Below are 23259 nucleotides of genomic sequence, written 5' to 3'. Positions count from 1 at the left end.
GGAGTGACGTCATCGTCGGGGCCATCCTTGCAGACTGGACGGGATTCTTCGGACACCCTGTCCAGCCTGTGGATAACCCGGTCAGTCGAGGCCCAGGTCGTCCTTCGAGTAGGCGTACAGGTACGGCACCCCGGCCTGCTCGGCGATGGCCTCGGCGGCACCCGTCGCCCGGTCCACGATGGTCGCCACGGCCACGACCTCCGCGCCGGCCTCGCGCAGCGCCTCGACAGCGGTGAGCACCGAGCCGCCCGTGGTGGACGTGTCCTCGACGGCGAGCACCCGGCGGCCCTCGACCTCGGTGCCCTCGATGCGGCGCTGCAGGCCGTGTGCCTTGCCCGCCTTGCGCACCACGAAGGCGTCGAGCGTCCTCCCGCGCGCGTGCGAGGCGTGCAGCATGGCCGTGGCCACCGGGTCGGCGCCCAGCGTGAGCCCGCCGACCGCCTCGAAGTCGAGGTCGGCGGTCAGGTCGAGCATGACCTGACCGACGAGCGGCGCGGCCACGCCGTCGAGGGTGATCCGGCGCAGGTCGACGTAGTAGTCGGCTTCCTTGCCCGACGACAGGGTCACCTTGCCGTGCACCACGGCCTTGTCCTTGATCTGCTGCAGCAGCTCGCCGCGAACGTCCGTCATGCCGGACAGCTTAAGGGCGCCGCCAGCGCCAGGTCGTCGTGGCCTCCAGCGGCTCCAGGGGCGTGACCAGGCGGGGGAGGGTGTTCAGGCCGTTGGGCGGGCCCGTCTGCGGCTCCACGCAGACCGCGGTCTCCTGCTCGTCGTAGACGACGACCCACTCCTCGCGGCTGGTCACCTTCAGCTCCAACTGGCCGGGCCAGGTGAGCGTGACGTCCACCCCGCCCGGCATCCCGAAGCAGTCGTCCCAGGGGCCCGGCTTCGGCTCGACGCGGTTGCCGGTGGGCAGGTGGTCGTCGCCGCGCTCCTCCTGCCAGGCGGGTGCGAAGTCGAGGCGCACGTCCTGGCCGCCCAGGTTCCGGTTGAACCACGGGTGCCAGCCGACCTGCGCCGGGAAGGACGAGTCGTACGTCTCCACGGACATGGTGAGCGTCAACGCGTCCTCGGCCAGCTTCACCGCCTGGGTGACCCGGGCCGGGAAGGGCCACGGCTCGAACAGGTCGTACGTGAGGACCGCCTCGCCGGCACCGGCCCGGGCGACACTCCAGGCGCCGTCCCGGGCGGTGCCGTGGATGGCGTGCGGCGGGGCGTTGAGCGGCATCCGGTGGACGGTGGCGCCGTCCAGGAAACGGCCCTCCCGGATCCGGCCGCACCAGGGGACCATCGGGAAGCACCCGAACCGGTCCCCCTGCCGGAGCAGCTCGAGACCGGCGACCTTCAGCCCGCCGACCCGGCCACCGTGGGCGGGCCGCAGGGTCACTTCCGCGTCACCCGCGGTCAGCGTGATGTCTTCTTTGCTCACGTGACGACCCTACTGGCGCGATCAAGAGGGCGTCCGGGGCCCTGGGCGGCGACGGACGGCGGCGGACGGTCAGCGTCGTCGGCGCAGTGCCCGGCCGACCACGATCGCCGACGCCAGCACCAGCGCCGCCGCCGGAGCGGCCCAGCGCAGCGTGGAGTTCACGGCGACGGTCTGCGGCGCCGGCACGGGGGCGTACCGGCCGCGCGGCGGCGCGTGGTCCACCTCCTCCGCGCTGCGCCCGATCATCGTCCGCCGCGCGTGAGCCGCCTCGGCGGGCGGCTCCTCCGGCTCGCCGAAGCCCTCGGTGCCGGTGTCGTCCTCGAGGCCGAGGCCCTCGTCGAGGCCGTCTTCGGCCGCGGGGGCGAGGGCGGGCGGCGGGATCTCGGTATCAGGGACGGGAGGCGGTACGGGGCTGTCCGCGGCGGCGGTCCCCTCTCCCGCGGACTGCGCGCCGGATTCCGGCTCGGCTCCTGGTTCCGGCTCGGGTCCTGGTTCCGGCTCCGCGCCCAGCGCCTCCACGCAGCGGTTCAGCAGCCGCAGCGCCGCCGAGGCCACCGCGTCCCGCGGCAGTTCCGCGACGCGGCCGTCCCCGGTGGCGGTGCCGTGCACGGTGACGGTGGTGCCGTCGTCGGTCTCGCTGAGCCGGAGGGCGAGGACGAGGGTGACCGAGCCCGTGCCGCGGGTCTCGGTCGCGTCGCCCTCGACGACGTACGCGCCGTCCTGCCCGGGCGCGACCCGCAGCGAGCCGCGGTAGGTGATGGAGTGGCTGCCGATGCGCACCTTCAGCCGCCCGGCGACGGGTTCGGCCCCGGCGTCCTGCTGGAGCCCGGGAATCGCCCGGGCGACGCACGCGGGATCGGCGAGCGCCTCCCTCAGCCGCTCGGCCGGAACCGGAAGGAAGACCTCGTGCTCCATGTCGGCTGAGCCTACCCAGGTGCGGCCGGTGCGTACCCTCCCCGACGACACGTCAGTAGCGCGGATGCACCAACGCCGACGCGGGCGGCGGCGAGTCCGGGACCGAAGGGCCGGCGGACCGGCGAGCGGGCCGGGCCGTGCGGCGAGGGGCCGCTCGCCGGGCAGCGGCTCTGGCGACGAGGGCGCACCAGCGGACGCCGTCCCGGCCGGCGGGGACCAAGGGGATCGGCGGCACGGTCGTTCGGGTGCCGGCATTTCGGCGTCGTCCGGCAGCACGGCCGCGCAGGCGGCGCGCGGCGCGTCAGTAGCGCGGGTGCACCAACGTGGACGCCGGCAGCCCCGTGACCCGCGTACGGGCCGCCGAGCGGGCGGCGGCGGCCAGGCCGGCCGCGGTGAGGGTGTGCGGGCCCGGCCGGGCGGAGCCCAGGCGCAGGGCGGGTGGGGTGCTGCCCGGTGCGGCCAGCAGGAAGCCCCAGTCGTGCGGGGCGTGGAAGGCGCCGGCGGAGCGGTCGGGGCCGGCCGCGAGGCCGGGGTCGTGGCCGGGGACGCGGTAGGGGCTGGTGGCGAGGCCGGCCGCGCGGAGCGTCGACGCCACCGTCCAGAAGACCCTGGTCCGGCCGGAGACCGGGCCGGCGTGCACGACCAGGCGGGCGCCCGGTGCCAGGGCCCGGCGGGCCAGGCCGTAGAACTCCAGGGAGTACAGCTTGGTGCTGGCCGTGATGCCGGGGTCGGGGAGGTCCGCGATCACCACGTCGTACGCCGCCCGAGGCGCCTCGCGCAGCCAGTGGAAGGCGTCCGCGGTGGTGGTGTGGACGCGGGCGTCGTCGTACACGTGCCCGTTCAGCCGGGACAGGGCGGGGTCGTGGCGGGCGAGGCGGAGCAGGCCGGCGTCGAGTTCGACGACGTCCACGCGGCGCACGCCCGGGTGGCGCAGCACCTCGCGGGCGGCCAGCCCGTCGCCGCCGCCGAGGATCAGCACGCGCGCGTGGGGGCCGGTCATCGCCGGGTCGACGAGGGCTTGGTGGTAGCGCTGCTCGTCGCGGCCGCCGACCCGCAGCCGGCCGTCCAGGAAGAGGTCGAGCGGGCGGCCGCGCGTGCCGCCGGTCAGGACGATCTCCTGGACGCCGGTCTGGAGGGCGACGCGCACGTCCGGGCCGTACACCGCGTGCCGGGCCGCCCGTTCGAAGTCGTCGACGAGGACGGCGGCGGAGGCGAGGACCACGAGGACGGTGAGGTTGGCGAGCAGCAGCAGCCAGCGGGCCCGGCGGGTCAAATCGCGCCGGAACAGGCCGAGCACCAGTGCGCCGCCGGCCACCACGTTGACCGTGCCGGTGAGCAGCGTGCCGGTCAGCTGGCCCAGCCGGGGCAGCAGCAGGAAGGGGAAGGCCAGGCCCCCGACGAGGGCGCCGACGTAGTCCGCCGCGAACAGGTCGGCCACCGCGCCGCCCGCGTCCTGGCGGCGGATGCGCTGGATCAGCTCCATCAGCAGCGGGACCTCGGCGCCGATCAGCAGGCCGATGGTGAGCGAGAAGGCGACCAGGAGGCAGCGCGGGCCGTCGGCCCACAGGCCGCCCCAGTCGCCGGTCCAGGCGAAGACCGCGTACAGCGCCATCGCGCTGCAGCCGCCGATCAGCGCGAGGGCCGCCTCCACGGCGCCGAAGCCGGCGGCGGCGAGCGGGCGCAGCCGCTTCGCGGCGAGGGAGCCGATGCCCATCGCGAAGACCATCACGGACAGCACCACGGAGGCCTGGGTGACCGAGTCGCCCATCAAGTAGGAGGCGATGGCGACCAGTTCGAGTTCGTACACGAGTCCGCAGGCCGCACAGACGAAGACGCCCGCGAGGACCAGGAAGCGTCCGGTCCCCGGCCGGACGGGAAGCCGCGCGGGCGCACCCCAGGACGGCGGTGCGCCGGGCGGGGCGGGCGCGTGCGGTTCGATCACGCTGCGACGTTACGTCACCGGTGCGGTGCTCATCGTCACCCACACGCCTGGAACTCCGCGACACGCGGGCGGTGGTTCACCCGGCCGTCCGGCGGCGCGCCGGCACTCGTACCCCCACCCTCGTCCGGGTCGCCACCAGTTGGCCGTCCTGCGGGTAGGCGTGCCAGGTGCGCCAGTGCACCTGGCCCTCGTGGTGCTGGGCCAGCAGGGCGGTGAAGGCGTGCGGGCTGCCGGGGAAGACGCCGGCCAGGCCGTGGGGGTGGTCGGAGACCAGGGCCAGCAACTCCTGTGCGCGGCCCGCGAAGGAGCCGGGCGAGAGGACCTCCACCCGTGCCGCGAACTCGTACTCCCAGTCCCCGACGCGCTTGGCGACGCCCAGCGGGAGCGGGGTGCTGGATCCCGGGATGCACGCCACCGTCTCCGAGCAGGTGCCCCGGTCCTCCTCCAGCAGCACCTGGTGGGAGGCGCCGAGGAGTCTCAACTGGAGCTTCGTACCAGCCAGTTCCAGGTCGAGCGTGGCGAGGGCGGGGAGCGGCTCGCGTCCCAGGGCCCAGGCGAGGTCGGCGGCGCGCGTATCGGTGTAGGCGGTGTTCAGGGTCGTGAGCATGGATCGGCTCCGCTAGCACGCAAAGAAAGGGAGAGAAACAGGAAATGGGGCAAAGAGGCCGGGACTTCGGCCAGGTCAGCGCGGTCGGACCAGCCGGCCCAGGGCGGTTTAGAGGGAATCACGAACTGTGGCGCCACCACAGCGTTTTTACCCAACTTCGTGGGCTTTCCATCCCTCAGAGGGCTGCGCAGCTCAACTGTTCAACGACGGGGCGGGCAGGACGGAGCGCCCGCCGGAGGTCTTCTTCCGGCGGGCGCTCGGTGTACGGCCCCGGTGAACAGGGCCCGGAGAGGAGCTCAGCTGCCCCGTGTCAGCTGCCTCCGCCGCATCCGCCCCCGCCGCCGCAGGACGAGCCGCCCCCGCAGGAGGACCCGCCCCCGCAGGACGACCCGCCTCCGCAGGACGAGTGCCCCCCGCAGGAGTGACCCCCGTGCCCCCCGTGACTGCTGTGCCCGCCCGAGGACGAGCCGCACGACGCGGCCGCGCCGCCGGCCACCCACCAGCTGCTGTCACCGCCGCCGCCGCTGCCCCTGTACGACGACCGGCGCCGGGACGACACGCTCCCGAGCCCCTTGCCGTAGGACCGCCGCCCCCTGCGCGCGCGCTTGAGCAGGCCTCCGGCGAACAGGACCGCGACCACCACCAGGATGATGCCGATGACCATGGCGCCACCCTCCTTCCGTTCCCCCGTGACTGTGGTGAACGGGGGATGCCCGGCCCTGTCGCGGGCCAAAGCAGAGTTGAGGAACTCCAGAGCTTCGGCGCAGGATGACCGCCATGACCTCCAGTGCGCGCCCCCTCCTCAACCGCCGGCTCGTCGAGTTCGGGACGACGATCTTCGCCGAGATGTCGGCCCTCGCCGTGCGGACCGGCTCGATCAACCTGGGCCAGGGCTTCCCGGACACGGACGGCCCCGAGGAGGTGCGCGAGGCGGCGGTGCGGGCCCTGCGCGACGGGCGCGGCAACCAGTACCCGCCGGGCCCGGGCGTCCCCGAGCTGCGTACCGCGGTCGCCGCGCACCAGGAGCGCCGCTACGGGCTGTCCTTCGACCCGGACACCGAGGTGCTGGTCACGGCAGGCGCCACGGAGGCCATCGCCGCGTCGCTGCTGGCGCTGCTCGAGCCCGGCGACGAGGTGGTCGCCCTGGAGCCGTACTACGACTCGTACGCGGCGAGCATCGCGATGGCGGGCGGCAGGCGCGTCCCGGTGACGCTGCGGCCGCACGACGGCCGCTTCCGGCTCGACCTCGACGAGCTGCGCGCGGCCGTCACCGACCGCACCCGGCTGCTGCTGGTCAACACCCCGCACAACCCTACGGGGACGGTGCTCACCCGCGAGGAGCTGACCGCGATCGCCGAGCTGGCGGTGGAGCGGGACCTGCTGGTGGTCACGGACGAGGTGTACGAGCACCTGGTGTTCGACGAGGCCGGGCATCTGCCGCTGGCGACGTTCCCGGGGATGCGCGAGCGCACGGTGACGATCGGATCGGCCGGCAAGACCTTCTCCTTCACCGGGTGGAAGGTCGGCTGGGTCACCGGCGCCCCCGATCTCGTCGCCGCCGTCCGAACGGCAAAGCAGTACCTGACGTACGTCAGCGCGGGCCCGTTCCAATACGCGATCGCCGAGGCGCTGCGCCTGCCGGACTCGTACTTCGAGAGCTTCCGCGCCGACCTCCGCCGCAAGCGCGACCTGCTCGGCGACGGCCTGCGCGCGGTCGGGTTCGAGGTCTACCAGCCCCGGGGCACGTACTTCATCACGACCGACATCACGCCCTTCGGCGAGAAGGACGCCTACGCCTTCTGCCGCGCCCTCCCCGAACGCTGCGGCGTCGTCGCCATCCCCAACTCAGTGTTCTACGACGACCCCGACGCCGGCCGCAGCCAGGTTCGGTTCACCTTCTGCAAGAAGGACGACGTTCTCCAGGAGGCCGCCGACCGCCTGCAACGCCTGGCGTCCTGAGCTCACGCCCCTTCGCCGGGAGTGCCATGGAACGCCGGTCGTCATGCGCCCCACATGCCGCTCCACCGAGAGCGGATAACGGCCCGCGGCGACGTCCAGTCCGGGGCGGCTCCGCCCCGGCCCGGCCACGAGCTCCGGGGATCGCCTCTCTCCACCGACGGTGACCACGCGCTCGACCATGTCCCGCTGCCACTCCCTCAGCGCTGTTCCGCTCGGGAAACCGATCCGCCATTCTGGCGCTTCTCTCGCGAGCCAATGGCACTTCGCAGGTGAATCACATGGCCGGACGAGACACCCTCGACCACTCTCTGAATCCATGCTCAGAGTCTGATAACCATCATTATCAAAGGAACCCACACCTGCGTCGCCGGGCTCGGCGTATCGTCTTGTGGCGTCGGGCGAGAATCCGCCGCAAGCGGAGCCGTGACGCGGGACAAGCCCGGCCTGATGACCGAAGCGGCTGGTGTGACGACAGATGAGCGGGGGAGGGATGCGCACCGTGGTCACTGGTCTGCCGACCCCGGCACTCCGTTCCCCCGGACCGTATCCCCTCCTGGTGGCGATGACCGACATCGCGACGTTCGCCCGGGTGAAGCGCCCCGTCGTGTCCACCTGGCGCCGACGCTACCCGGACTTCCCCGCCGCCGTGTCCGAGAACTCGGGACGGCCCCTGTTCGACGGCACACAGGTGACCGAGTGGCTGATCGCCTCCGGCCTCGGCAACGCCGCCGCGCGGGAGCTCCGATCCGAGCTGGCCCTCTTCGGCATCATCGCGCTGCGAGACCGCTTCACACCGTGGCAGCTCGTCGAGACGCTCGGCAGCCTGCTGTGCCTGCGCCGACTCGACGGCCGGCCACTGAGCGACGACGCGAACGTCTCCCCGGCCTCCGCGTCCGACGCCCAGGCCGACGAAGCCCTCTGGTCCGCACTGCTGCGCCGAGCCGAACGGATCGACGCCGAGGACGATTTCGTACTCCGTGAGCTTCGTGCGATCGACGCCACGGCGGCCCCGCTCGCTCGCCTCGCCGAGGACCTGATCGAGTCCGCCTACGACGAGCGCGGCGCGTACGAGTGGCTGCTCGCCGCCCGCTCCCGGCTCGGGCTGGACTCCCTCGCCGCCGACGCGGTCGCCCCGGAGCTGCGGAGCCTGCTCACCCAGCTCACCGACCTCAGCCTCCGCCTTGAGCAGGGCGCGTCCCTCACCCTCGCCGACCCGCACGCCCGCGCCGGCGACCTGCTCGCCGCGCTCCTCGACGACACGGAGGACCACGACCGCGTCACCGTCCTGGCCGCCGACCCCGACGACCGGCTCACCCGCATCACCCGCCGCCGCCTCCTGCTGGCGGGCATCGGCGAACTCGACCTCGACGTGCAGACCAGCACGGACCTGGAGGAACGCTTCGCTGACCCGGACCTCGTCGTCACCCAGCTCCCGTACCGCCCCGGCGAGGACCGCTCGGTACTCGCCGCCCTGACGGAGCTCGAACGCGTCGCCTACCTCCTCCGCCCCCGCTGTACGGCCGTCGTCCTCGGACCGGCTGACGCGCTCGTAGACGAACTGAAGAGCACCGAGGCCGCCCAGCTCCGCTCGGCCCTCCTGCGCGAGAACATCGTCGAGTCGGTCATCTCGCTTCCCGGCGGGGTCCTGCCCTTCCGCCCCGGCTACCGTCCCGCGCTGTGGACGCTCACACGCGGCCCGGTCCAGGCGGCGGAGGGCAAGGTCTTACTGGCCGACATCAGCTCGGAACAGCTCACACCGGGCGTGCGCATGCGGCTCGCCGAGGACGTCCTCCTCTGGCGCGCGGAGGGCTTCCGAGGACTCGACGGTCACGACCCGCGCTACGGCCGTGTCGTCCCCGTCGCCGACCTGGACCGGGCCTTCGGCGGTCCGCTGACCCCTCCCGCGCCGCCCGCCTCCGCGATCTGGTCCGACAAGGTCACCGAACGTCCTGCCCTGATCGCCGAGGCCGAGGCCCGCCTGGAGCGCGCGACGGCGGACACCCGGGCGTACGAGGACGAGCGGGGCCCTTACCGAGGGGCCGTACTGCGCAGGGTCGGCCGGCTGCCGGAGCGCACCACCCTGGGCAAGCTGATCACCGCACGCAGGGTGACCCGACTCCCCGGCCACCGTATCGACGAGAAGCACCTCACGCGGGACGGCCACCACACCGTCCTGGGTCCCGAGGAGATCACCGGCGAACGGCCCGTGGGCGGGCGCCGCATCGACCGCCTGCTGCTGGCTGTGCAGTACGAACAGGCGGCGCTCACCGAGCCCGGTGACGTCGTCTACACCCTGGCGCCCCGCCTGGGCGTGTACGTCGACCACGCCGGCTTCTCGGTCGTCGCGTTCCCGGCCCGCGTCCTCCGGGTCAACGCCGACGCCCGTCGCCCGCTCACGCCCAGGGTCCTCGCGGCCCTGCTCGGCGCGGCCCGCGGCACCGCCCGCAGCCCCAGCGCGGTACGCCCGGCCCGCCGTATCGAGGACTACCAGCTCCCCGATTTGGAGCCGGAGGAGGTGCTGCGCTTCGACGCTCTGCTGGCCGAGACGGAACGCCGGGAACGCCTGCTGCGGGCGCAGTCCGACGCCCTCGCGGAGGCCCGCAGTCTGACGATCGCGGGCCTGGCCGACGGCACGCTGACCCTTGGCGAACCTCGAACGACCAACCGCACGTAACCCATCCACTGACACCGTCTGGAAGAAGGAACGATGCCTCCCCGCAAGCGAGCCGCGGCAGCCGCCGGACAGGGCGAACTGCTCAGTGTCTCCAGCACCAAGGAGATCCAGGACATCCTGTGGAAGGCCGCGGACAAGCTCCGCGGCTCCATGGACGCCGCCCAGTACAAGGAGTTCGTGCTCGGCCTGGTCTTCCTGAAGTACGTCTCCGACGCCTTCACCGAACGCCGGGAGGAGTTGGCCGCCGACCCCGAGCTGGCCCAGATCCCCGAGCACCGGCGGGCGGCCTTCCTCGAGGAGAAGGACGAGTACACGGAGAAGAACGTCTTCTGGGTGCCCCCGACGGCCCGCTGGGACTACATCTCCGAGAACGCGGCGAGCGCGGAGGGCGGTGTCGGCAAGCTCCTCGACGAGGCCATGGACGAGGTGATGAAGGCCAACAAGACCCTCACCGGCGTCCTCCCGAAAATCTTCAACCGCGACAACGTCGACCAGAAGCGCTTGAAGGAACTCGTCGACCTCATCAGCGACGCGCGCTTCACCGGGCATGGCGACCGTCCCGCACAGGACGTGCTGGGCGAGACGTACGAGTACTTCCTGGAGAAGTTCGCGCGTGCCGAGGGCAAGCGGGCCGGCGAGTTCTACACGCCGGCGAGCGTGGTCCGCCTGATCGTCGAGGTGCTGGAGCCGTACGAGGGGCGGGTGTACGACCCGGCGTGCGGCTCGGGCGGCATGTTCGTGCAGAGCGGCAAGTTCGTCGCGAAGCGGCGCGGCAAGGACCACACGCACGACATCGCGGTCTACGGCCAGGAGGCCAACGAGCGCACATGGCGCCTGGCCAAGATGAACCTCGCCATCCACGGCATGGACCCGAAGGGAGTCGGCGACCGCTGGGCGGACACGTTCGCGGACGACAAGTTGCCTGACCTGAAGGCCGACTTCGTGATGGCCAACCCGCCCTTCAACATGTCCGACTGGGCGAGGAAGTCGGACGACAGGCGGTGGCGTTACGGCACTCCGCCCCAGTCGAACGCGAACTACGCGTGGCTCCAGCACATCGTGTCGAAGCTGGGGGACCGGGGCAGCGCGGGCGTGGTGCTGTCGAACGGCTCGATGTCGTCGAAGCAGTCGGGTGAGGGGGAGATTCGGGCGGCGATGGTCGAGGCGGACGTGATCTCTTGCATGATCGTTCTGCCGAGCAACTTGTTTCGTACGACGACAATCCCAGCCTGCCTTTGGTTTCTGACCAAGGACAAGTCCCCACAGGGAACGAAGGCCATGAACGATTGCCGGAATCGCGTGTTGTTTATCGACGCGCGGTCCATGGGCAGGATGATCGACCGCGCGGAGCGCGTCCTGGATCCTGATGACATCGAAAAAATCTCCGACACATACCACGCATGGCGGGGTACCAGGTCAGCGAAAGATAAAGGCCTCTCGTACGAGGACGTGCCGGGCTATTGCTACAGCGCAACCTTGCAGGAGATCGAGAAGCACGATTACCTGCTGGCACCGGGGCGGTACGTGGGGGTGGTCGAGACCGAGGAGGACCCGGACGCAGAACCAGCGGGAGAGCGGATTGCGCGGTTGACCATGGAGTTGTTCCAGCAGTTGGACGAGTCGGCGCGATTGGACGCGGTGGTGCGAGAGCAGTTGGGAAAGATCGATGACTGAGTGGCTTGAGACAACTCTGGATAAACTGGTCAAGCTTCAGCGCGGACACGACCTTCCTGCTTCGCAGAGGGAAGCCGGAAGTGTTCCTGTCATGGGAGCAGCGGGTCAAAGCGGCACCCATGACACTGCGATCGTCAAAGCACCTGGAGTGGTACTTGGCCGCGCAGGAGCTTCCATGGGCAAGGCGACATACTGCGATGTCGATTTCTGGCCTCTTAATACATCGCTGTACGTAACAGACTTCCTGGGCAACGAGCCTAGGTTTGTCTACTACCTCCTTAGCTTGATCGACTTTTCCGGATACAATTCCGGGGCCGCCCAGCCCATGCTGAACCGCAATTACATCAAGCAAATCAAGATCTTCTTGCCAAGGCCGCAGGAGCAGAAGGCTATTGCGGAGGTAGCCGGCGCACTAGATGAAAAGATTGCAGTCAACGAGCGAATCGCCGCCGCCGCAACGAGCCTTGGTGAAGCCTTGTTTCGCCGCACGGCTCAGTCCGGCGACGGGTCAAAAGTGCTGGGCGACCTTATCGACCTTAAGTACGGGAAGTCCCTGCCAGCATCCCGGCGCGAGCAGGGGAGGGTGCCTGTCTTCGGAAGCGGCGGGGTAAGCGGCTCACACAATGCGTCCCTCGTTTCCGGTCCGGGTGTCATCGTAGGTCGCAAGGGGACCGTTGGTGCCGTTTACTGGTCACAAAGAGACTTCTTTCCTATCGATACGACCTTTTACGTTTCGTTGAATTCACCGGATTTCTCCATGGAATATGCTTATTTCGCACTTCGAGAGCTGGGGCTTGAGCATATGAACTCGGATTCGGCGGTTCCTGGTCTGAACCGCGCCAATGCGCTTGCCCAGAAGGTGAAAGCTCCCAGTCCTCGTGAGGTTCGGAACTTCACCGACAGAGCGCACAGATTGTTCCAGCTAAAGCACCAACATGAGGAGGAAAACATCTCCCTTGCGGCCCTCCGCGACACCCTCCTCCCCCAACTAATGTCCGGCAAGCTCCGGGTCCGAGACGCCGAGAAGATCGTGGAGGACGCCGTATGACCACCGAAGGCACCAGCGACCCCATCCCCGGCACCCCCGCCCACCTAGACGCCAAAATGACCGAGTCCACCTGGGAGCACCTCGCCCTCGACGAACTCGCCCAACTCGCCTGGGACACCAAGCCCGGCAAAGACCTCGCCCCCGGCACCGGCCACCGCCAAGCCTGGGACGACCTGATCCTCCACGACGAGCTCCAGGCAGCCATCGAGAAGCTGAACCCGGAGCTCACCGCCACCGCCGTCCACGAAGCCCTGCGTATCGCCACCGACCCCACCTCGCGCGAGGCGTACCCGGAGAACAAGCAGGCGCACGAGTACCTGACCACCGGCATTCGCCTCACCTACACCGACGAGTTCGGCGCCGAGCAGACCCCCACCGTCCGCCTCGTCGACTTCACGGACCCCGACGCGAACAGCTACCTCGCCGTCAACCAGGTCACGGTCAGGGACACCGACGGCAGCCACCGCCGCTTCGACATCGTCCTGTACGTCAACGGCCTCCCCCTCGCCGTCGTCGAGCTGAAAAGCGCCTCCTACGAGAACGCGACCCTCAAGTCGGCGCACGCCCAACTCCAGACGTACGTCTCGGAGTTCCCGATCGCGTTTCGCTACAACGTGCTCTGCCTGGTCTCGGACGGCATAACCGCCAAGTACGGCACGGCATTCACGCCGTACGAGCACTTCGCGCCCTGGAACGTCGACCACGAGGGCAAGCCGGTTGACACCAACGAGCCCGGCTACGACGGCCTCGACGCAATGAACCTGGCCCTGCACGGCCTCTTCACCCAGGACCGTTTTCTCTCCCTCACCCGCAACTTCGTCAACTTCCCCCCGCCCAAGCCGGGCGAGCCCCTGACCGGCAAGCGCATCGCGAAGCCGCACCAGTACTTCGCCGTGAACAAGGCCGTGGACGCCGTCGTCGAGGCGGCACGGACGAACGGCCAGGCCGGCGTCGTCTGGCACACGCAGGGCGCGGGCAAGTCCGAGGAGATGGTGGAGACGGCGGCGCTCGTCCTGCGCCACCCGGCGCTCAACAACCCCACCATCGTGGTCATCACCGACCGCAACGACCTCGACGACCAGCTCTACGACACCTTCCTCGACAGCGAGACCCTGCTCGGGCAGAAGGCCCACCAGATCGACACGCGGGACGACCTGCGCACCGAGCTGACGCGGCGCAACGTGGGCGGAATCGTCTTCACCACCCTCCAGAAGTTCGGTCTGAGCAAGGACGAGAAGGACGCCGGCAAGTCGCACCCGCTCCTCTCCGAGCGCCGCAACATCCTGGTGATCGTCGACGAGGCCCACCGCTCGCACTACGACAGCCTCGACGGCTACGCCCGCCACCTGCGGGACGCCCTGCCGTACGCCACCCTGCTCGCCTTCACCGGTACGCCGATCTCGAAGGCCGAGGCCGACACCCGTGCCGTCTTCGGCGAGTACATCGACGTCTACGACCTGAAGCGCGCCGTGGACGACGGGGCCACGGTCCGCGTGTTCCACGAGCCGCGTGTCATCAAGGTCGACCTGCCCAGGGACGTCGACCCGAACACGCTCGACGAGCAGGCCAACACCCTCACCGAGGGCATGGACGACGCCGAGCGCCGCCGCGCCATCCAGTACGCCACGACGATGAACACGCTCTACGGTGCCGAGGACCGCATAGCCAAGCTCGCCGACGACCTGATCGCCCACTGGGAGCAGCGCCGCGAGCTGGTCAAACCCGACATCGGCGCCCCCGGCAAGGCGATGGTCGTGTGCGCGACCCGCGAGATCTGCGTACGGGTCTTCGACGCGCTGGCGGAGCGGCGGCCGGGCTGGGTCAGTGACGAGGTCGACAAGGGCGTCATGAAGATCGTCTTCCACGGCGACCGCTCCGACCCCGAGCACCTGCGCAAGCACTCGTTGCGCAAGTCCCAGCAGAAGGTCGTCCAGAAGCGCGCCAAGGACCCCGACGACGAGCTGGAACTGCTCATCGTCCACTCGATGCTGCTCACCGGCTACGACGCCCCGCCCATCCACACCCTGTACATGGACCGCCCGATGCAGGGCGCCAACCTGATGCAGGCGCTCGCCCGCGTCAACCGCCGCTTCCGCGGCAAGCAGGACGGCCTCCTCGTCGGCTACGCGCCCCTCACCGACAACCTCACCAAGGCCCTGCGCGAGTACTCGGACCAGGACCGCAAGGACCAGACCCTCGGCGCGGACATCGAACGGGCCGTCACCGAGGTCAAGAACGAGATCTCCACCATCAAGGGCCTGCTGGCCGGGAGCCGTTGGAAGGAGTGGCTGGCCGACACCGGCCGCCCCGACACCCGCAAGCGTGCGCTGCGCCTGACCGCCGACTTCCTGCGCGACCCGAAGAACCCGGGCAACAAGGTCGAGCCCCCCGCCAAGCCGCTTTCCATCCGCTTCAAGGACAGCGCCGCCCGACTGGACCGCTTCTACCGGGTCTGCGCGATGAGCAAGGAGATCGCCGAGCGCTGCGAGGACATGGACGACTGGCGCCGCGACATCGCCTTCTTCAGCGAGGTCCGAGCCTGGATGATCAAGCTCGACGCCGCGCAACGCGAAGCGAACGGAGAGCCGCTCAGCGCCGAGGTCCAGCGCTACCTGCAAGCCCTCGCCGCCTCGGTCGTCGACGCCGACGAGATCACCGACCTGTACGCGGAAGCCGGCATCGGCCGGCTGGACATCACCCGCCTCAACGAGGCGCAGCTGCGCAAGCTGGAGAACTCCGAGACCCCGCACCTGGTCACCGAGGCCCTGCGCCGCATGATCCAGCAGAAGATGCGCGAGGTGACCAAGCACAACGTCGTCCGCAACGAGAGCTTCACCGAGCGCCTGAACGACCTGATGCGGCGTTACATGCTCCAGCAGCTCACCAGCGCCCAGGTCATCGCCGAACTCGCCGCCCTGGCAAGGGAAGTGTCGGCGGAAGCCCGCCGCGGCGAGCGGTTCGACCCCCCGCTCAGCCACGCCGAGCTGGCCTTCTACGACGCCGTCGCCCACCGCGACATGGCCCAGGTGATGGAGGGCGGCGACGACACCCTCGCCAAGATCGCCCGTGCCCTCGTCAAGGACATCCAGAAGAACCTCTCTGTCGACTGGCTCTCCCGCGAGCCCGTACGGGCCAAGCTCCGCACCCGCATCCGCCGCGTGCTGGCGATGTTCGACTACCCGCCGGAGGAGGAGCGCGAGGCGGTCGACCTGGTCCTCAAGCAGATGGAGATCGTGGCAGCCCTCTGGGCGCCGGCCGCGAAGTAGCAACCCATACGCGAGGGCGCCAAGGGGCACCCTCCCGTCACGGCCAGGTGCGCTCAACACGGTCATGCCGTACGGCGTAAGCCGCCGGGCCGCCCTTCTCGACGGCCCGGTGGATCGCGTCGCGGCGTGCGACGAGACGCTCGACCATCTCGACGCTGCGAAGCTGCTGGTTGTCCAGGTAGAACAGCACCGCCTCGCGCTCCAGGACGGGCTGGATCTCCAGGTCCCGGGTCTTGATCCGCCCGTCCTTCGACAGTGGGACCCAGGACCGGTCGAGACCGTAAGTGATCCACTCCTCGTCCGGAACGTCCTGTCCGTCGTCAGGAAAGACGTCCCCGATGCGGTGAACCGTCCACCCGCACGCTCTCAGTCCTTCCGCGACACGGCGACCGAGGTTCCGGTCGAGGAAGAACTCAGGCGGCAAGGTGCACCACGGCCCGGCAGAGCGCGTCCACCTGCTCGGGCGTCATGTCGTAGTCGTACGCGATGTCCTCGACGGTCTCCCCGGCCTCCCACAGGTCGGTGATGGCCTGGACCGTGACGCGGTTGGCGGCCACCACCGGGAGGCCGTGACCGAACCGCGGATCGATCACGACGGGAACGGAGTCCGGATACTGCCTCAGCCGCAGGCTGGAGGGGAAGTCCTCGCCCGGCTCCCAGGTGAGATAGCGGAGATAGTCGGAGACCACTTCGTGGATGGGGACCTGGCCGTCGCGGGCTCTGCGCAGATCTCCCCAACCGTGCTCGATGAAGATGTCCACGCCGTCCGTGGCGATCCGCTTGGACACGAGGCCGTAGGGGGTGTCGAAGGCATCTCGTACGGCCGCTGCCGCCTCCCTGATCTCGCTCATGCGGAGTCCCAGGGAACGCAGGGAACGCAGGACGTGCGCCTCGGCCACCGCGATGAACGGCACCGAAGGCTGCCCCTTCCGCACCGGCTCGACCTGGTGGACCAGCGGTGCTCCAGCGGCCTTGTTCTTCAGCCACGACGTGAGAGTCGACTGCGGAATCTCAAGGTAGGAGGCCGTTTCCGTGGGCGTCAGAAGCCCTTCGTTGAACCTGTCGACCATGCCCCACCTCCTCTTGGCGCCGAATTTCGCATGGTGCCACATCAAGCCTCCCACCTGCGGGTGGACCGCACACCCGGTCATCGGCTCAGCCGGCCGCACGGAATTGGTCCCCGGCCCGGCAGCCCCGGCAACGGCCTGGTTCCGCTGAGCGGAAGGCCCGGTCGCAGCCGTCGCAGTTCCGCAGGGGCACGACCATCGGGCGCACGGCGGGTTCCGCGCTTCTGGCTGGTACCGGCAGGGGGGTCTCCTTGAGGCGGTAGGCGAGGATGCCGACCGGACGGGTGAGGAAGTGGTCCGGCAGCCGCGCGGTGAGGTGGTCCGTGATGTGCGTGGGCAGCAGGCCCGCCGCGAGCCACCGGGCGACGGCCGGGGCGAGGCGGGCGGTTTCCTGCGCGGACAGGATGAGGCGGGGGTCGACCCGGCGCAGGCCGGTGAGTACGGCGACGGCTTTGGGGTCGGCGTCGGCGAGCGGCAGCAGTACCTCCGTCCCGGCTGGTGCGGGCGCCGGCGCGGCCACGGTCTCCTCGGCGGGCGCGGATGCTGGTGCGACCGCAGCGGCGGTGCCCTGCTTTCGCGGTCCGCGCGGCTTCGGCGGCTCGGGAGGCCCGTCCGGGTCTGGGTCCGGTTCCGTATGCGGATCGCCGCCGGGGACGTCGTAGAAGTACGTGCGGGTACGGACGTGCCCGGTGGGCGTCCGCTCGCGGCGGCGCTCCAGGTATCCGGCCTCTTCGAGCTCCCTGAGCGCCCGCGAGATCAGGATCTCGCCCTCGTCGAAGTGCTTGCACAGGGCGGGGATGGTCACGGGGGTGCCGTCCGGCAGCGAGGAGATGTACGCCGCGACGCCGACCGTGACCGCGCTGCCGCGTCGCTGAGCGAGGGCGTTGGAGATCACGGTGAAGTCGGCCGTCAGCCGGGTGCGGACGTGGATCACGCCGGAGGTAGGAGCTCCGGCGTCGGCGCACGAGGGCGCGTTAGACTGCGAGTCAGCCATCGGGAAGCGGTTCTTCCTGATCGGTCAGGCCCTCGATCGGGACGGCAATCCCGGCCGGGGGCCGAAGTCTGTGTGCGGTTGTCGCGGCGAACGTAACCGTCCGTATCCCGCCCCTGCAAGCTGGTCACTCGGACGAGTGACGCGAGCCGTGCGGCCGGGGAGGGTGGGTGGGCGGGTAGTTCTTTCCCCCGGTTCTTTGGGGAGGCCAGCGGCCTGCCGGGCCCTCGCTGACAAGGGGCCGGTGAGCCCGGGGCGTGGACAGTGACCAGAGCCCGGCGGGCTCAGTGACGGTGGCCTCCGGCCTTCAACTCGCCTATGAAGGCGGCCCAGGAGGCGGCTTCGAAGCACAGTGCCGGACCGTGCGGGACCTTGCTGTCACGGACGGGGACGACGGTCTCGCCCGGCCCGTCGGCCACCTCCACGCAGTCGCCGCCCGCCTGATTGCTGTAACTGCTCCTGCGCCAAGCGGCGCCGTTGAGTTCGGGACGGGAGATTCGAGCCACGGCGGTTGTCCTCCAGCACAGAACGGATCATGTCGAGCGACATGAGCGGGGGCAGTGCTGCCGCCCGTAGCCGATCGTAAATCACCTTGTAGCGAATGACGTTGGCTGGTTCCTCGATGAGTTGGCCGTAGTCCGAGCCTTCGGTGTAGGCCACTTCCAAGCCGTCCGGGAGTGTCAGGATCGTCAGCGACCCGCCCATCGCCTCGTGGCCGCCTTGGTCGAACGGCAGCGCCTGAATGCTGACGCGACGTTCCGCTGCCGCATCGAGCAGATGCGTCAACTGCTGCTGCATCACGTCATGACCACCGATGGGACGCCTCAACACCGCTTCGTCAAGGACCACCACCAACTCCGGCCGGTCGGACGAACTCAGCCGTTCCTGCCGTCCCATACGGGCTGTGACCCGCTCCTCCAACTGCTCTTCACCGTCGAGCATCGCGTCCAGAGCGAGAACCCCCCGCGCGTAGTCCTCCGTCTGCAACAAGCCTGGCACCACATGCGCCGCGTACTGCCGGATGACCACCGCCCGCTCCGAGTACTCCATGAACCTCCGTGACCAGTCCGGAAACGCCTCCCGGTACACATACGGCCACAGCTCCACGAGCAAGTCATCGGCACCGAGCACCACATCCAGCGCCCGCGCGAGCTCCAGCGTCGGCTTTGCCCCGGACGCCCGCTCGATCTGAGTGATGCGCGTACCCACCACATGAACCTTGTCGCCCAGTTCGGTCTGGGTCAGTCCGGCCGCGAGGCGGAGTCTGCGCACCCGCGCGCCGAACAGCGCGGCCATCGACGTACCGGGGTCAATTCCGTTGGCCAAAGCGTCACTTCCGTTCCTTACGGGTTGAAAAGTAAGGCCGCGTCACCTGTTGAGCGTAGGGCGACCGGACGACTCTTGAGTGCGGAACGTGACGACTCACATACGCCACGCCACATCCCCTGCTCGACAGCCAAGGACGGACCACGCCGTGCTGACAGAAACGACGAACGTACAGAGCGAACTGCCACCTCTGGTCGCACAGTTCACCTCTTCGCGCCGGGGTGCGCGACTGGCTCGTCAACTCGCCGTACGGCACCTGGAGGAGCAGGGGTATCCGCCGGCGTCGGACGCGTCGTGCGCGGTCGCCCTCGTGGTCGCCGAACTCGCCGCGAACGCCGTGCTCCACGGCCGGGTACCGGGGCACGACTTCGGTCTCCGGGTCGCTCTCGACACGGCGGCGGGCCTGGCCCGCGTCGAGGTCGCGGACGCGGCCTCCGCGAAACGGCCCCCGACGACGCCGCCTTCGTCGGCTCCCGGCGGCGAGTCGGGCCGAGGGCTGCTTCTGGTGGACGCCCTGGCCGTGCGCTGGGGTTCGGCACCGCGCCACCCCCTGGGCAAGACGGTGTGGGCGGAGGTGTCCATCGCCCATTCAACTACCGGTGACGAGCCTGAGTTGCGATAACCAGGGTTATCGCCAAGAACATGGATTGAGTAACTTCTCCGCCTCTAACTTCTGTTCCGTCACACCGGGCTCGCGCAAAGCGAGAGGCTCACTGCCCTCGCCCAGCGCATGGCCCGGCCCCGGAACCGACCACGGAGGGCGGAGAGCACCATGACGGAACACCCCACACAGAGCGGGCCGAACGCATCCGATCAGCAGGTCGATCACCGCCGAGGCGCCGCCTCGACGCTCTCCCGCCTGACCGCCCGCCTCGAGAGCTCGACGCTCGCGGAGGCACCCCGGGAGCTCCTGCGCGAGGCACTGGGCGCCACCGCGACGGAGGCCTCCGGGGCCCTCGCCGCCCCGCACCCGGACCAGCGGGTGTTCCTCGACTCCATCAGCGTGGGCGGCTTTCGCGGCATCGGCCGCACGGCGCGTCTGCCGCTGACCGCGCGGCCCGGCGTCACCCTCGTCGTGGGACGCAACGGCTCGGGGAAGTCCAGCTTCGCCGAGGGCGCCGAGACGGCACTCACGGGCCGGACCGCCCGCCTGGACAAGCAGCGGGGCGAGGTGTGGCGTCGGCACTGGCGCAACCTGCACGACGGGGCCGACCCGAGGGTCGAGGTCCGCCTCGCCATCGCGGGCGACCCCCGGTTGTCCACGCTGACGTGCACCTGGCCCGGCGACGACGTCACCGCCCCCGAGGTCGAGTTCAGACGGCCGGGCCACGGCCGTCGGCCCTTCGCCGGCATCGGGTGGGAGCGGGCCCTGAACGACTACAGCCCCTTCCTGTCGTACGCGGATCTCGACAAGATCCTCAACGGCAGGCCCAGCGAGCAGTACGACTCGGTCGCCGCCATCCTCGGACTGCGCGAACTGACCGACGCGGACGAGCGGCTCCATGGCATCGAGAAGACGCTCGACTCCGCGCTGAAGCAGGTAGAGGCCGAACGGCCCGCACTCGCCGAGGCGTTGTCCGCACTGGACGACCCGCGGGCGGTACGCGCGCTCGCGGTCGTCGGCAAGGCGGGCGAGCCCGACTTCGCCGAGCTCGACGCCCTCGTGACCGCACTGCCCGACGCGGACGAGGGCCGCCTGAGGGAACTGCGCGCGACCGCCGCGCTGGCCGGACCGGACCTCGACGCGGTCGGCGCGGCCGTGGACCGGCTGCGCGAGGCCGTCGCCGTACTCGACGACGTACGTGCCTCGGGCGCCGAGGACGCGCACCAGCGTGCGGAACTGCTGGCCAAGGCCCTGGAACACAGCCGTCGGCACCAGGACGAGGACACCTGCCCGGTGTGCGGGTCCGACCGGGCGCTCGACGAGGCGTGGGCCGAGCGGGCCGCCGAGCAGGTGGCCGGCCTGCGGCAGGAGGCCGCGACCGCGCGGGAGGCCCGCACCGGACTGCGGGACGCGGCGGACGCCCTCCGCTACCTCGTCACGCCGGTCCCCGCATGGCTGCCCGCCCCGCTCGTGGACCCGTGGGAGGAGTGGCAGGCGTGCCGGGTGCTCGACGACGCCGAGCGGCTCGCCGCCCGCGCCGAGACCGCCGCGCTCGTCCTCGCCGATGCCTGCGCCGCGCTGCGCGAGGAGGCGCTGCGGGAGCTGGAGAAGCTCGACGAGGAGTGGCGCACCTGTGTCACCCGCCTCGCAGGCTGGCTCGACCGGGCCCGGCCCGCGTACGCCGGCAGGCCCCGGCTGAGCCAGGTCAGGGCGGCCCGTAAGTGGCTCAAGGAGGCACGTGCCGAGTTGCGCGAGGAGCGGCTGCGACCGTTCGAGGACCACTCGCAGCGGATCTGGGAGGAACTGCGCCAGCAGAGCAACGTGGACCTGCGTTGCGTACGCCTGACCGGCAGCGAGAAGGCCAACGTGCGCAAGCTGGTGATGGACGTGTCCGTCGACGGCACCGAGGCGTCGGCCCTCGGTGTGATGAGCCAGGGCGAACTGCACTCCCTCGCGCTCTCGCTCTTCCTGCCGCGCGCCGCCGCGCCGGACAGCCCTTTCGGGTTCGTCGTCATCGACGACCCGGTGCAGTCCATGGATCCCGCCAAGGTCCACGGTCTCGCGAAGGTGCTGCACGACCTCGGCAAGACCCGGCAGGTCGTGGTCTTCACCCACGACACGCGGCTCCAGCGGGCCTTCACCAACCAGGAACTCCCGGTGACCGTAGTGGAGGTGGAGCGGGCTGGCCGGTCCGTGGTGACCGTGAACCGGGTGACCGATCCGGTCCGTCAGGCACTGGCCGACGCACGCGCCCTCATCCGCACGCGAAACCTCCCGCCGGTCGCGATGACCCATGTCCTGCCCAGCCTCTGCCGCGCCGTCCTGGAACGGGCCTTCTCCGAGGCCGCCTGGCTGCGGCTGCACCGGGCGGGGATGGCCGAACACGAGGCGGAGAAGACCGTCGCGAGGGCCGTCACGCTGATGGACATCGCCGCCCTGGGGCTCTTCGGAGACCCGTCGAAGACGGCCGGTGACGTCTACGGCGAGCTGCGCAGGCGGTGCGGCCCCAGGGCGGTGTGCCTCGTCCGGCAGTGCCAGGAGGGCGCCCACCCGTCGGGCACCTCGATGCCGGACCCCCACCGGTTCGTGGACGACATCAAGGCCGTCGCCCTGACGGTACGCAAGCCCGAGGAGGGGCCGTGAACGCGACGATCCGCCAGCTGCTCGACACCGCCGGCCTGCTCCTCACGGACACCGGCGAGCCCGCCCCGCCCGCCGACACGGCCGTACCCGCCGCGGCCACAGCGAGTCGGTACCGAGGTGCCGCCTTCGCCCTCCGTGTCGCGTTGGAGAGCGCCGTCGCCGACCGCCTCACCGCCCACCGGGCGCCGCGCGCGATCCGGGAGGGCACCCAGCGGGCCGCGTTCCTCTGGCTCCGCGGTTGCGCCGAAGCAGGAGCGGCCCGCCGCGCGAAGGCCGTGTGGAGCCAGCTCTGCCTGGGATGCCACTACCACCAGTACGAGATCGGTCCCACGGAGGACCAGGTCCGCGCGTGGCACACCGAAGTCGCGGAGCTCGTCGCCCTGTTGGCCCGCTGATCCGCATTGGCGCCGGGAGGCACTGCCGGGAGGAGACACGCATGAGAACGAAATCACGAGGGCGGTTGTCGCCGCCGTCCACAAAGCGCGGAACGAGGAGCAGCAGGGGCGGCGCCGGCCTGCGCCTGCGGCTCGGTGTGGAGGGCGCCGACCTGATCGCCGACATCCGTGCGATCGCCCGCGTCCTGCGTGAGGAGAACCCGAGCCCGGAGCTGGACCATCCGCGGTACGCGGCGCCCAGGTGGCCCGGTAGGCGCGCCACTTCTCGTCGACTGCGTGCATCGCGAGCTCACCGAGTCGGTCGAGGTGGCCGAGGCGCTGACAGAGGCGGCGGAACGGCTCCGCAAGGCATGCGCGGGCTGACCGGCGCCTCGCCCGCCAGCGTGAGCCAGTCCCGACTCCCAGACCCGTCTGCACACGTTCGAGTGCAGACCGACCGATTCCCCGGAACTTCTTCGCGACGCGCTCACCCGACCGAAGTCGGTCGTCTGGACCGGTGTGACGTTCGGGCCCGTCGAGTCGTTCGACGGCATCTGGCTGCGGCTGAGCGCCACCGAGCGAGCGACCTGCCGCATCACTGCCAAGCCCGCAGCGGGGGGGGGGGGGGGGGGCCGCCCCCCCCCCCCCCCCCCCCCCCCCCCCCCCCCCCCCCCCCCCCCCCCCCCATACGTAGGTTGGGAGGCCCCCCACCACCCACACCCCCACCCACCACGGGAAAG

Annotated in this window: 19 protein-coding genes; 8 read left to right on the top strand and 11 right to left on the bottom strand. The window is 70.5% G+C overall.

All coding sequences use genetic code 11. The annotated features are described in order from the left end of the window. Window positions 1–81: 81 nt before the first annotated feature. The 6 genes from pyrE to ABZX30_RS20990 all read right to left on the bottom strand — a co-directional run bounded on the left by pyrE (window position 82) and on the right by ABZX30_RS20990 (window position 5557). On the bottom strand, window positions 82–630 hold the full coding sequence (gene pyrE, locus ABZX30_RS21015; protein ID WP_355935458.1) for an orotate phosphoribosyltransferase: 549 nt from the start codon (window positions 628–630) through the stop codon (window positions 82–84). 10 nt (window positions 631–640) lie between these two features. Beyond that, on the bottom strand, window positions 641–1429 hold the full coding sequence (locus ABZX30_RS21010; protein ID WP_355935456.1) for an aldose 1-epimerase: 789 nt from the start codon (window positions 1427–1429) through the stop codon (window positions 641–643). A 69-nt stretch (window positions 1430–1498) separates the two neighbouring features. Continuing rightward, entirely contained in the window at window positions 1499–2344 is an 846-nt protein-coding gene (locus tag ABZX30_RS21005) for an SRPBCC domain-containing protein (protein WP_355935455.1), read from the bottom strand. A 301-nt stretch (window positions 2345–2645) separates the two neighbouring features. Further along, window positions 2646–4286 carry a polyamine aminopropyltransferase gene (locus ABZX30_RS21000; RefSeq protein ID WP_355935453.1) on the bottom strand — a complete coding sequence of 547 codons (1641 nt, stop codon included), beginning with the start codon at window positions 4284–4286 and terminating at the stop codon, window positions 2646–2648. Between the two features lie 76 nt (window positions 4287–4362). Beyond that, complete coding sequence (locus ABZX30_RS20995; RefSeq protein ID WP_355935452.1) at window positions 4363–4893, bottom strand: DUF2617 family protein; 531 nt, start codon at window positions 4891–4893, stop codon at window positions 4363–4365. A 310-nt stretch (window positions 4894–5203) separates the two neighbouring features. After that, window positions 5204–5557, bottom strand: a complete 354-nt coding sequence (locus ABZX30_RS20990; protein ID WP_355935450.1) for a hypothetical protein — start codon at window positions 5555–5557, stop codon at window positions 5204–5206. A 104-nt stretch (window positions 5558–5661) separates the two neighbouring features. Here ABZX30_RS20990 and ABZX30_RS20985 point away from each other — a divergent pair, with 104 nt between their 5' ends. The 5 genes from ABZX30_RS20985 to ABZX30_RS20965 all read left to right on the top strand — a co-directional run bounded on the left by ABZX30_RS20985 (window position 5662) and on the right by ABZX30_RS20965 (window position 15514). Beyond that, a complete protein-coding gene (locus ABZX30_RS20985) occupies window positions 5662–6852 on the top strand; it encodes a pyridoxal phosphate-dependent aminotransferase (protein WP_355935448.1) in 1191 nt (396 codons plus the stop codon). A gap of 562 nt (window positions 6853–7414) precedes the next feature. Continuing rightward, window positions 7415–9526 (top strand): hypothetical protein, encoded by a 2112-nt coding sequence (locus tag ABZX30_RS20980; protein ID WP_355935447.1) that lies wholly within the window; start codon window positions 7415–7417, stop codon window positions 9524–9526. A gap of 33 nt (window positions 9527–9559) precedes the next feature. Continuing rightward, on the top strand, window positions 9560–11200 hold the full coding sequence (locus ABZX30_RS20975; protein ID WP_355935445.1) for a class I SAM-dependent DNA methyltransferase: 1641 nt from the start codon (window positions 9560–9562) through the stop codon (window positions 11198–11200). Next, window positions 11193–12248, top strand: coding sequence for a restriction endonuclease subunit S (locus ABZX30_RS20970; RefSeq protein ID WP_355935443.1), 1056 nt, complete (start codon window positions 11193–11195; stop codon window positions 12246–12248). The genes ABZX30_RS20975 and ABZX30_RS20970 overlap by 8 nt, the downstream gene beginning before the upstream one ends. Further along, window positions 12245–15514 carry a type I restriction endonuclease subunit R gene (locus tag ABZX30_RS20965; protein ID WP_355935441.1) on the top strand — a complete coding sequence of 1090 codons (3270 nt, stop codon included), beginning with the start codon at window positions 12245–12247 and terminating at the stop codon, window positions 15512–15514. Before ABZX30_RS20970 ends, ABZX30_RS20965 begins: the two co-directional genes overlap by 4 nt. A gap of 37 nt (window positions 15515–15551) precedes the next feature. Here the strand turns inward: ABZX30_RS20965 and ABZX30_RS20960 are convergent, their stop codons facing one another. The 5 genes from ABZX30_RS20960 to ABZX30_RS20940 form a co-directional block, all read right to left on the bottom strand. Beyond that, window positions 15552–15938 (bottom strand): toxin-antitoxin system, toxin component, PIN family protein, encoded by a 387-nt coding sequence (locus ABZX30_RS20960; protein ID WP_224289849.1) that lies wholly within the window; start codon window positions 15936–15938, stop codon window positions 15552–15554. After that, window positions 15928–16584, bottom strand: coding sequence for a DUF433 domain-containing protein (locus tag ABZX30_RS20955; protein ID WP_355935438.1), 657 nt, complete (start codon window positions 16582–16584; stop codon window positions 15928–15930). The genes ABZX30_RS20960 and ABZX30_RS20955 overlap by 11 nt, the downstream gene beginning before the upstream one ends. 85 nt (window positions 16585–16669) lie before the next feature. Next, window positions 16670–17575, bottom strand: a complete 906-nt coding sequence (locus tag ABZX30_RS20950; RefSeq protein WP_355935437.1) for a hypothetical protein — start codon at window positions 17573–17575, stop codon at window positions 16670–16672. A gap of 281 nt (window positions 17576–17856) precedes the next feature. Next, window positions 17857–17991: a DUF397 domain-containing protein gene (locus ABZX30_RS20945; protein ID WP_355935435.1), complete on the bottom strand. Its 135-nt coding sequence runs from the start codon at window positions 17989–17991 to the stop codon at window positions 17857–17859. Next, window positions 17951–18868 carry a helix-turn-helix transcriptional regulator gene (locus tag ABZX30_RS20940; protein ID WP_355935433.1) on the bottom strand — a complete coding sequence of 306 codons (918 nt, stop codon included), beginning with the start codon at window positions 18866–18868 and terminating at the stop codon, window positions 17951–17953. The genes ABZX30_RS20945 and ABZX30_RS20940 overlap by 41 nt, the downstream gene beginning before the upstream one ends. A gap of 178 nt (window positions 18869–19046) precedes the next feature. On the opposite strand from ABZX30_RS20940, the gene ABZX30_RS20935 reads away from it, so the two are divergent. The 3 genes from ABZX30_RS20935 (at window position 19047) to ABZX30_RS20925 (ending at window position 22540) form a co-directional block, all read left to right on the top strand. After that, window positions 19047–19520, top strand: a complete 474-nt coding sequence (locus tag ABZX30_RS20935; protein WP_355935431.1) for an ATP-binding protein — start codon at window positions 19047–19049, stop codon at window positions 19518–19520. A gap of 150 nt (window positions 19521–19670) precedes the next feature. Beyond that, window positions 19671–22145 carry an AAA family ATPase gene (locus tag ABZX30_RS20930; protein ID WP_355935429.1) on the top strand — a complete coding sequence of 825 codons (2475 nt, stop codon included), beginning with the start codon at window positions 19671–19673 and terminating at the stop codon, window positions 22143–22145. After that, window positions 22142–22540: a hypothetical protein gene (locus ABZX30_RS20925; RefSeq protein WP_355935427.1), complete on the top strand. Its 399-nt coding sequence runs from the start codon at window positions 22142–22144 to the stop codon at window positions 22538–22540. Before ABZX30_RS20930 ends, ABZX30_RS20925 begins: the two co-directional genes overlap by 4 nt. Window positions 22541–23259 lie beyond the last annotated feature (719 nt).

The organism is Streptomyces sp. NPDC004542 (genome assembly GCF_040610035.1).
Classification (GTDB): domain Bacteria; phylum Actinomycetota; class Actinomycetes; order Streptomycetales; family Streptomycetaceae; genus Streptomyces.
This window is presented reverse-complemented; position numbering and strand designations above follow the sequence as displayed.